The sequence below is a fragment of the Streptomyces spiralis genome, from assembly GCF_014654675.1.
GTDB lineage: Bacteria > Actinomycetota > Actinomycetes > Streptomycetales > Streptomycetaceae > Streptomyces > Streptomyces spiralis.
On sequence record NZ_BNBC01000072.1, the window covers coordinates 24,659 to 33,369 of the forward strand.

The 8,711-nt window shown below is 70.1% G+C and carries 9 protein-coding genes and 1 pseudogene; 5 read left to right on the plus strand and 5 right to left on the minus strand.

Features of this window, described 5'->3' with window-relative positions:
- Positions 1 to 16: 16 nt before the first annotated feature.
- Positions 17 to 648: pseudogene (locus IE318_RS41225) on the minus strand (glycosyltransferase family 2 protein); the annotation flags it as partial.
- Positions 649 to 804: 156 nt separating this feature from the next.
- Here IE318_RS41225 and IE318_RS41230 point away from each other — a divergent pair.
- Together IE318_RS41230 and IE318_RS41235 are read left to right on the plus strand one after the other, a co-directional pair.
- Positions 805 to 1,038 carry a hypothetical protein gene (locus IE318_RS41230; protein WP_030180344.1) on the plus strand — a complete coding sequence of 78 codons (234 nt, stop codon included), beginning with the start codon at positions 805 to 807 and terminating at the stop codon, positions 1,036 to 1,038.
- Positions 1,038 to 1,415, plus strand: coding sequence for a toxin Doc (locus tag IE318_RS41235; RefSeq protein WP_189908001.1), 378 nt, complete (start codon positions 1,038 to 1,040; stop codon positions 1,413 to 1,415). The genes IE318_RS41230 and IE318_RS41235 overlap by 1 nt, the downstream gene beginning before the upstream one ends.
- A gap of 62 nt (positions 1,416 to 1,477) precedes the next feature.
- On the opposite strand, the gene IE318_RS41240 is transcribed toward IE318_RS41235, so the two are convergent.
- Positions 1,478 to 1,717, minus strand: coding sequence for a hypothetical protein (locus tag IE318_RS41240; protein WP_189908002.1), 240 nt, complete (start codon positions 1,715 to 1,717; stop codon positions 1,478 to 1,480).
- A 48-nt stretch (positions 1,718 to 1,765) separates the two neighbouring features.
- On the minus strand, positions 1,766 to 2,479 hold the full coding sequence (locus tag IE318_RS41245) for an SDR family oxidoreductase (RefSeq protein WP_189908003.1): 714 nt from the start codon (positions 2,477 to 2,479) through the stop codon (positions 1,766 to 1,768).
- 71 nt (positions 2,480 to 2,550) lie between these two features.
- On the opposite strand from IE318_RS41245, the gene IE318_RS41250 reads away from it, so the two are divergent.
- Positions 2,551 to 3,366 (plus strand): helix-turn-helix transcriptional regulator, encoded by an 816-nt coding sequence (locus IE318_RS41250; RefSeq protein WP_189908004.1) that lies wholly within the window; start codon positions 2,551 to 2,553, stop codon positions 3,364 to 3,366.
- Between the two features lie 371 nt (positions 3,367 to 3,737).
- Here the strand turns inward: IE318_RS41250 and IE318_RS41255 are convergent, their stop codons facing one another.
- Positions 3,738 to 5,171 (minus strand): MFS transporter, encoded by a 1,434-nt coding sequence (locus IE318_RS41255; RefSeq protein ID WP_189908005.1) that lies wholly within the window; start codon positions 5,169 to 5,171, stop codon positions 3,738 to 3,740.
- Between the two features lie 332 nt (positions 5,172 to 5,503).
- On the opposite strand from IE318_RS41255, the gene IE318_RS41260 reads away from it, so the two are divergent.
- The gene (locus tag IE318_RS41260) at positions 5,504 to 6,082 is read left to right on the plus strand and encodes a TetR/AcrR family transcriptional regulator (protein WP_189908006.1); all 579 of its coding nucleotides are present in this window, start codon (positions 5,504 to 5,506) and stop codon (positions 6,080 to 6,082) included.
- 406 nt (positions 6,083 to 6,488) lie between these two features.
- Here IE318_RS41260 and IE318_RS41265 read toward each other — a convergent pair whose 3' ends face one another.
- A complete protein-coding gene (locus tag IE318_RS41265; protein ID WP_189908007.1) occupies positions 6,489 to 7,466 on the minus strand; it encodes a helix-turn-helix domain-containing protein in 978 nt (325 codons plus the stop codon).
- Between the two features lie 109 nt (positions 7,467 to 7,575).
- Between IE318_RS41265 and IE318_RS41270 the strand changes: the two genes are divergently transcribed.
- Positions 7,576 to 8,610 (plus strand): saccharopine dehydrogenase family protein, encoded by a 1,035-nt coding sequence (locus IE318_RS41270; protein ID WP_189908008.1) that lies wholly within the window; start codon positions 7,576 to 7,578, stop codon positions 8,608 to 8,610.
- Positions 8,611 to 8,711 lie beyond the last annotated feature (101 nt).

Sequence of the window (8,711 nt, forward strand, 5' to 3'; positions counted from 1 at the left end):
AGTGTCAGCGATCACCTCAGATCACCGGTGGCCGGCCCAGGCCGGTCATCCGCCACACCGCGGACCACCTCATCGGCCAACGGGGCGGACACGGGGTGCCAACGCCCTCCACGAACCCGCCGAACCAGGCCCTCAGCCCCGCCGCCGACCGTGTGCGAGCCACGGTCACTGCGGTCCAGATACCCAGATAGACGGGGACGTGAAGGGCGGGAAGGTGCCGCTTGGCAAGCCAGACCCGGTTGCGGGCCACCATCCAGTAGAAGACCGCATGCCGGGTCGGCGACGTCCACGGATGCTGGAGCGCCAACTCCGGCTCGTAGAGCACCTTCCAGCCCGCCTCCAGCGCCCGCCAGGCCAGGTCGGTCTCCTCGTGCGCGTAGAAGAACGGCTCGGGCCAGCCACCGATCTCCTCCAGCATCCGCATGAACAGCCCGTGCCCAGCGCCGAGGAACGTCGTCACCAGCCCGCCCCGCATCGATCCGCCGCCCGCAGCCGCGGAACGTGACGGCGCTGGGTACGGCCCCGCTCGTCGGCGATGCGGAAACCGACGATGCCCAGCTGCTCATCCGCCGCGTACAGCTCCGTGAGCCGAGTGAAGACGTCCGGACTGATCAGCAGGCCGTCATCATCCAGGTCCACCACCACAGGCGCGCGCGGGATCTGCGACATCCTCCTGGTCTCGGCCGCTCGGCCATCCGAGCGTGCCTGGTCACGCACCCCCTCAACCACGGAGAGCGGGCGCCTTGTGCAGTGATCCGGAATATGACCTGTCGGGGGTGGCACCAAGTAGGTACCATTGGATGCATGCCATCACTGAACGTGTCTTTCTCCGACGAGGAAATGGAAGGCGTCCGGGCTGCGGCCGCCGCGGAGGGCAAGAGTCTGAAGGCGTACCTTCACGATCTGGGGGTGCGCGAGATGCACCGTAAGCAGTTCGTCGCCGGCGCCGCTGTCTGGGCTGACCGGCTGCGGGGTGAGTTCGACGAGGCGTTCCCCGAGGAGATCCCGCCCTCCGAGCGCGGGGCCTCGGCCGCCTGATGGTTCTGCACATCGACGTCTCCTGGCTGCTCGACGTCCAAGAGGCCGCCCTCGGGCACGAGGACGTCTCGGTCGCCGACTACTCCGCGTTGGTGGCGGCCGTTGCCCGGCACAAGACGCGGATGCCGACGCTTGAGGCCTCCGACCCGGATGCGGCCTGGCGTGCAGCCGCTCTTTTGCACACGCTTGTACGCCTTGAGCCGCTGCCGCATCGCAACAGCCTTTTTGCCGCCTTTGTCGCCGCCCAATACATGGACCAGTCCGGTGAGGGCCTCGACCCGCCTTACGGCGCGCTGTCCGATCTTGTCAGAAAGGTTCGAGACACGCGGTTGAGTGTGTACGCCGTCGCCGAAGCGCTGCGCTCCTGGAGAATCTGAGCCGGCCGGCCGGAGGCCGGCCTCGCTGCCGAGCTGTGCAGTGCACTGTGATCGCAGGCCGGTCAGCGGTCCTCGGGAGCAGCGGCCGACGGGCTCCCGGCGGGCTCGATTGTCTTCAGGGAGGTGGTCCGCCGATGCGGAGCATCGGCGACCGACGACAACGCGGCGAGGTGCGGTGCCAGCCACCGCGAGCCCGGCATGATCGACGAGACACCCCCTAGGAGCGGCGTACCACCGTCATCGACGCCTTCTTCGACCTCGCCGACACGGTCATCACCGTGCGCAGTCTGATCGGCAGGCATGGACCACACACCGCCGGGACACCCGTCCACGAGGCCGCCCATGACCGATCACCAGGGCACGGGTGTTCCGTCCCAGGAGAAGAAGCCACCGGTCGGGCCGTCGTCCGGCAGCATGGCCAGGCGGAGGGCACCCTGCGCGGCCTCGGCCGGGTCGCCGCCGGCAGCGGCGGCCCGGGGGTTGAGATCGGTGGCCCGCAGGCCGGGGGCGAGCGCGTTGACCTTGAAGCCGTCCTCGGCCAGCGTCTGGGCGTAGAGGACGGTGAGGGCGTTGAGGGCGGCCTTGGACGACCGGTAGGCGGCGGCGCCGCTTGCCGGGGTGAACTGGGGGTTGGGGGTGGTGCTCCAGGTCAGCGACGCGGTGCCACTGGAGATGTTGACTATGCGCGGGCGCGGGGACCGGCGCAGGGCGGGCAGGAAGGCATTCGTCACCGCCACTACCCCGAACACATTGGTCTCGTATGTGCGCCGGTACTCCTCGACGCCGGTGTCGGTCGGCGGGGCGAGTGACGGCGAGATGCCGGCGTTGTTGACCAGCACGTCCAAGCGGTCCACCTGAGCCGCGGCCTGTGCGACGCCGTCGGGATCTGTCACGTCCAGGACCAGCAGACGGGCCCCGGCTCCGATCTCCTCGACGGCCCGCTGCCCGCGCCCGGGATCACGGGAGCCCACGTAAACGGTGAGGCCCTCGGCGGCGAGCAGCCGGGCGATATGCTTGCCGATGCCCTTGTTGGCACCGGTGACCAGAGCTGTGCGTTCGTTCATGGCAACCACACTTCCCTGGTCGTGGGTGCCCTGCCAGGGACAGCCTGTACCAGGCAGTGGGAGGAGCTGACATGGCGCGGCAGGAGCTGGCCCACTACCTACGGGACCGCCGGGCGAGCCTGCGTCCGCACGAGATCGGCCTGGCGGCGACGGGCACCGACCGCCGCACACCGGGTCTGCGCCGCGAAGAGGTGGCGGAGCTCGCCCACATGTCGGTCGACTACTACACGCGGCTGGAGCAGGCCCGGGGGCCGCGGCCATCGGCCCGGATCCTGGACGCGCTGGCCCGCGCGCTGCGGCTCACGCCGGCCGAGCGCAGCCATCTGTTTCGCCTGGCGGGTTCCAGCGCGCCGCCCGGCATCAGCGCCGTGCGGCGGGTGCGCCCGCACGTGGCCCGGATGCTGGAGCGGCTGCCGGAGACCGGTGCCATCGTCACTGACGCGGCCTACGACGTAGTCGCCTGCAACCCCCTGGCCCGGGCACTGCTCGGCGCCGACCTTGAAGTCGGGACGACGAACCTGGCCCGACGCCGCTTCCTGGGCCAGGGACGGATGTACGAAAGCTCCAGCGCCGAGGAATTCGGGCACATCGTGGTGGCGCGGCTGCGCCGGGCCGCGGACCGCTACCCGCATGACCCGCAGCTGGCCGCGCTGCTGGCCGAACTGCACGCCGGCAGTGAGGAGTTCCGGCAGATCTGGGAGGCGCGTCCAGTCCACGCTCCCGGGCATCGCACCAAGACCCTGGACCATCCGGAGGCCGGTGCGCTGCGGTTGAACTGCGACGTCCTGCTCGTGCCCGAGGATGACCAGGAGGTTGTCCTGATGACGGCCGACCCCGGAACACCTGCCGTGGCGGCCCTGCGCCGGCTTGCCACGCAGGCGACCTGAAACGAAGGGCGACCTGAAACGAAGGATGCGCACAGGTCCCGCCAACGGTCACAGAGCGTCGCAACTCAATATTCACTCCGGCCTATGCCCACCTTGATGCCGAAGCTTTCCACGCCGCCGCCTATCTGCGCGGGCTGTCAAGCAGGCATCCGTGTGACCACCCGCCGGCGCCGAGCAGACCCACCATGCGGCCAGACGGCCGTGCGGCCGTGCGGCCACCGGCTGAGCGTGCACGCGCCCAGGCCTTCACACGGCCCCCGGGAATGAGCAAGAGGCCGTGCCGGATCATCCTCCGGCACGGCCTCCGGCTGCTGCTTCGCACGCCGACGCGTAGGCCAACCCGCTTCAGGGACGCGATGGCTCCCTCATGCTCAGCGGCGCGGACCCACAGGCTCCGGCTCGGCCTCCACAGCCAAGACCGCCGCGCTACGGTGCCCGGCGCGCCCCACCGGCACCAGCAGCGCCGCCGACGCCGCTGCCAGGCACAGCAGGGCCAGCAGGGCGAAGCCGTGTGTGTAACCGGAGGCGTAGGGCAGGCCGGAGGGCTGGAGGTGACCGGTGACCAGCAGGCTGGTCACCGAGGTGCCGAGAGATCCGCCGATGGTGCGAATGTTGGCGTTCATGCCGGTCGCGGCGCCGGTCTGGTCCGCCGGGACACTGCCGACGATGAGGTTCGCCATCGAGGCGAAGGCCAGGCCGATACCGAAGCCGAACACGCCCGCGACGAGGGCGACCTGCCACTGCTGGTCGTGCCAGAGTGCGAGGAAGCCGCAGGCCAGTGCCCCGAGTCCGGCGCCGGCCGTCAGCAGGGTCTTGGCACCGAGGACGGGCTGCAGGCGGCCGCTGAGCACGCCCGAGAGGAACATCGCGACCAGCATCGGCAGCATGAGCAGCCCGGCGGCTGTCACGCTCGCGCCGAAGCCGTATCCGGCCCGGCTGGGGGTCTGCACGAAGCCGGGCAGGAAGGTCCAGATGGCGTACATGCCGGCGCCGAACAGCAGCGCGGCCGTATTGGTGGTCCACACCGCCGGCAGTCGCATCACGCGCAGGTCGATCAGTGGCGTGGCGGAGTGGGCCTCGGCGTACACCCACAGGACGAACAGTACGACCGCGGCAGCGAGCAGACCGGTCACGCGGGGCGAGGTCCACCCCCATGTGCCGGCCTGGCTGACCGGCAGCAACAGGGCCACCAGCCATGCCGACAGCAGCCCGGCACCAAGCCAACTGACGCCTCCCTCAGCCCTGTTGCGGGACTCGGGAATGCAGCGCAGCGCGATCAGCGCGGTGGCGGCGACGACGGCGACCGGGATCCAGAACAGCCATCGGTAGTCGAGCGCGGACACGATCGGTCCGGCCGCCACCATGCCGACGCCGCCCCCGGCGGCGATCACGGCCGACAGATTGCCGATGCTGCCGGGCACCTCCGCGGGCGCGAACTCGTCCCGGATGATGCCGAAGGACAACGGGAACAGCGCACCACCGACGCCCTGGACGACACGGGCGACGATCAGCACGCCGATGCTCGGCGCGAGCGCGCCGAGCAGACAGCCGACGAGCACCGCCAGCAGGACGGCGACGAGTGTGCGCTTCTTCCCGACCAGATCGCCGACCCGGCCGAGGATGGGGGTGAAGACCGAGGCGGACAGCAGATACGCCGTCATCACCCAGGTCGCGGTGGACTGCGAGGTGTGCAGCGCATGTTGGACGGTCGGCAGGGCCGGCGCGATCAGCGACTGCAGCATGGAGAACACGCCCGCACCGGTCACGAGGACCGCGAAGGTGAGACGGGTGGACTTACCGGGCATCAAAAGCCTCTCCGAACGGAGTTGCGACCACACTGCGCCGCCCCGGCCGCACGCACGCGGTGCGCACCGGAGTACACCGGAGCACACCGGGCACGCCGGCAAGGACGGACAGCGGTCACGGAAAAGAACGCAAAAGAGTCGGGCGGACCTACGGCACACGCCGCGCAGGGCCGTGCCGCAGGTCGTACGAAAGCCGCCACCACGCCGCCGGCGCACACGGCCGCGCACGCCGGCGGCGCGAGAGCACCTGCACACTTGCTAAAGTGGAGGCACACCTCCACTGTAGCGGAGGCACCCCTCCGGTTCAACCGGCCCGCCCCCGGGAGGCAGCCATGACACCCCAGCCCTTCCCCGTCAGCGACCTCGTGGCCTCCCGCCGCCCCCACCGCAAGGACGCCGCCCGCAACTACGACGCCCTCCTGGCCGCCGCACGCGAGGCCTTCGCCGAACACGGCGCGGAGGCGTCTTTGGAGGACATCGCCCGACGCGCCGGCGTCGGCATCGGCACGCTGTACCGGAACTTCCCCACCCGCCGTGACCTGTTCGAGTGCGTCTACGCAGATGAGGTCAACGAGTTGTGCCAGGTCGCCGAGAAGGCTGCCGACCTCGAACCGTGGGAAGCACTCACCACCTGGCTGAACCGCTTCGCGGGCTACATGGTCACCAAACGGGCCGTCCGTGAGGCCCTCAACGACGACTCGGAGATCTTCCAGGCCTGCCGCGAATCGATGTACGCAGCCGGCGGCCCCCTCCTCGAACGAGCCCAGCACACCGGCCACGCACGCACCGACATGACCTTCACCGACCTGCTCCGCATGATCGCCGGAATCACCGCAACCACCTTCGACGACGAGGCCCAGCGGGAGCGGGTGCTGTCCATCGCCCTGGACGGAGTACGCGCGGTGCGCTGATCGCCCGGTCGCTCCCGGTCCCTGATCAGGGATCGTGAGCAACTCCCCCGCTTCCGCTCCTGCCGCCGCGCCCCACCGCTCCGAGCCCCGGGCAACTGATCAACACGGTGGAGCCCACCAACACGGTGGAGCCCGCCCCAGCCGGCCGAGAGGCGGGCGAACCCACCGTCCCCTGGTGCGGTCTCCCGCCTGGCCGACACCGGGAGGAGAGGGATCGCATCATCGGCAGGGCCGCCGACTCAGAGTCTCCCCTCCCTGCGGCACAGAAAGGTCCCTGCCACCCTGGTGCCCCGGCTTGTGCTGGGTTGAGCTGCCGGAGTCTGGTGGCCCCCGCCATGTCAACCAGGCCGGCCGGTGACGTCTGGAGCCTCAGCGACGACTGAAGCAGTGCTTCCTTGAGCCGAGGTCAAGGACGGTGCTGCTCGATGTCGTCGAGGCTGGAACGGTTCCCCGTTCGGAATGTGCGCCGGTAGGTGTCCGGCGGCACGCCGACCGTGCGCTTGAAGTGCCGGCGAAGCGTCGTGGCGGTGCCCATACCGGTGGCCGTCGCGATGCTGTCGACACTGTCGCCGGTGGTCTCCAGCAACTCCTGGGCACGGCGGATCCGTTGGGTCAGCAGCCATTGCAGAGCGGTGGTGCCGGTCGCCGCCCTGAAGTGGCGGCCCAGGTTGCGCGAGCTCATCCGTGCCTGGCGGGCCAGGTCTTCCACGGTCAGCGGCTGGTCGAGGCGTTCAAGCACCCAGGGGAGCAGTTCGGCGAGGGGATGATTGCGCGGGGCGGGCACCGGGGTGGTCACGAACTGGGCCTGCCCGCCGTCCCGGTGCGGCGGCACGACCAGGCGGCGGGCGACCGCGTTGGCGACCGACGAGCCGCGGTCGAGACGAACAAGATGCAGGCACAGGTCCATGGCGGCGGCCTTGCCGGCGGAGGTGAGCACGCTGCCGTTGTCCACGTAGAGGACGTCCGCCTCCACCCTGACCCGCGGGTAGCGGGTGGCCAGCGCCTGGGTGTGGGCCCAGTGCGTGGTCGCCCGCAGCCCGTCAAGCAGGCCCGCTGCGGCCAGCACAAACGCACCGGTGCACAGTGACACCAGGCGCCCGCCCGCCTCATGGGCCGCCCGCACCGCATCGACAAGGTCGGCGGGCGGGGCCACGTCGACATCAGCCCAGGCCGGAATGATCACGGTGTCCGCATAGCGGAGCTGGTCGAGGCCGTGGTCGGGCTCGAGCAGGAACCGGCCCGCCCCCACAGGGCCCGGCCCGCAGACGACGACGCGGTACCAGGGACCGGCCACGCCGGCCGGGGCAGAGCCGAAGACCTCGTAGGCCATGGCCAGTTCGAAGTGGAGCATCCCGTCGGTGACGGCAAACGCGATCGTGTCCACGTCCGGAATTGTACGGGTCATGGCGTTCCGGACACTCGCCTGGCACACCTGCCCCCACAAGGATGGCCCAGACGGATCCGAGCGGATCATTCGAGCAAAGGAAGCATCCATGACAGCGGGGCACAAGGTCGCGGTGTACGGCGCGTACGGGCACACCGGGCGCTTCGTGGTGGCAGAACTGCGGGAACGCGGGTTCCTCCCGGTTCTCTGCGGCCGCGACGCCGGCAAACTGCAGACACTGGCGAGGGCGTCCGCATCCGAACCGGACGTCCGCCCCGCAGCGGTCGACGACCCGGCCTCGCTCGACTCGGCACTGGCCGGCACGGCGGCCGTGATCAACTGTGCCGGACCCTTCGCCATAACGGCCGCCCCCGTGATCGAAGCGGCACTGCGCGCCGGGATTCCCTATGTGGATGTGGCCGCCGAGATCGAGGCCAACGTCGACACGTTCACCAAATACACGGACCTCGCACGCGCCGCAGGAACGGTCATCGTCCCCGCCATGGCCTTCTACGGCGGCCTCGGCGACCTGCTGATCACCATGGCGATGGGCGACTGGACGGCGGCCGACGAGGCGCACATCGCCTACGGACTGAGCAGTTGGCACCCCACCGCCGGGACGCGTGCCGCGGGGGCGGTCTCCCGGCAGCGGCGGGACGGCCGGGGCGTCCGCTACACGCAGGGGCGGCTGGAGTACCACCAGGACGACCCGGCCACCCTGCAATGGCCCTTTCCCGACCCGATGGGCCCTCGGCCCGTCATCGGAGAGTTCACGATGGCTGATGTCGTCACCGTTCCCAGCCACCTGCGCATTCCCGAAGTGCGCACCTACATGTCGGTCGAGGCGGCCAAGGACGTATCGGCCCCCGACACCCCGGTGCCGGCCGCGGCCGACGAGCACGGTCGGTCCGCGCAGACCTTCCTCATCGACACCGTCGTACGCTCCGGCGGCAGCGAACGACGCGCTGCGGCGAGAGGCCGGGACATCTACGCCGTCACCGCGCCCCTGACCGTAGAGGCCGTCGACCGCATCCTCACAGGACGGACCAGGACAGCCGGTGTCGCCTCCGCCGGCGCGATGTTCGACGCCCCCGACTTTCTCCGCGCACTGTCCGCACAGGGCGCCCTCGAACTCGTCCCTTAACAGACAGACCACATTCGCCGCACGCCTAACTGGCTCTAACAAAAGGCTGTTGATCATGTGACTGTCGGCTTGTCCGCTCGTTGATGTGGTCGTGGGGATGA

Coding starts and splice junctions, on each gene's coding strand:
- IE318_RS41230 (WP_030180344.1), top strand. CDS start 805: ATGCCATCACTGAACGTGTCTTTCTCCGACGAGGAAATGGAAGGCGTC.
- IE318_RS41235 (WP_189908001.1), top strand. CDS start 1,038: ATGGTTCTGCACATCGACGTCTCCTGGCTGCTCGACGTCCAAGAGGCC.
- IE318_RS41240 (WP_189908002.1), bottom strand. CDS start 1,717: ATGCCTGCCGATCAGACTGCGCACGGTGATGACCGTGTCGGCGAGGTC.
- IE318_RS41245 (WP_189908003.1), bottom strand. CDS start 2,479: ATGAACGAACGCACAGCTCTGGTCACCGGTGCCAACAAGGGCATCGGC.
- IE318_RS41250 (WP_189908004.1), top strand. CDS start 2,551: ATGGCGCGGCAGGAGCTGGCCCACTACCTACGGGACCGCCGGGCGAGC.
- IE318_RS41255 (WP_189908005.1), bottom strand. CDS start 5,171: ATGCCCGGTAAGTCCACCCGTCTCACCTTCGCGGTCCTCGTGACCGGT.
- IE318_RS41260 (WP_189908006.1), top strand. CDS start 5,504: ATGACACCCCAGCCCTTCCCCGTCAGCGACCTCGTGGCCTCCCGCCGC.
- IE318_RS41270 (WP_189908008.1), top strand. CDS start 7,576: ATGACAGCGGGGCACAAGGTCGCGGTGTACGGCGCGTACGGGCACACC.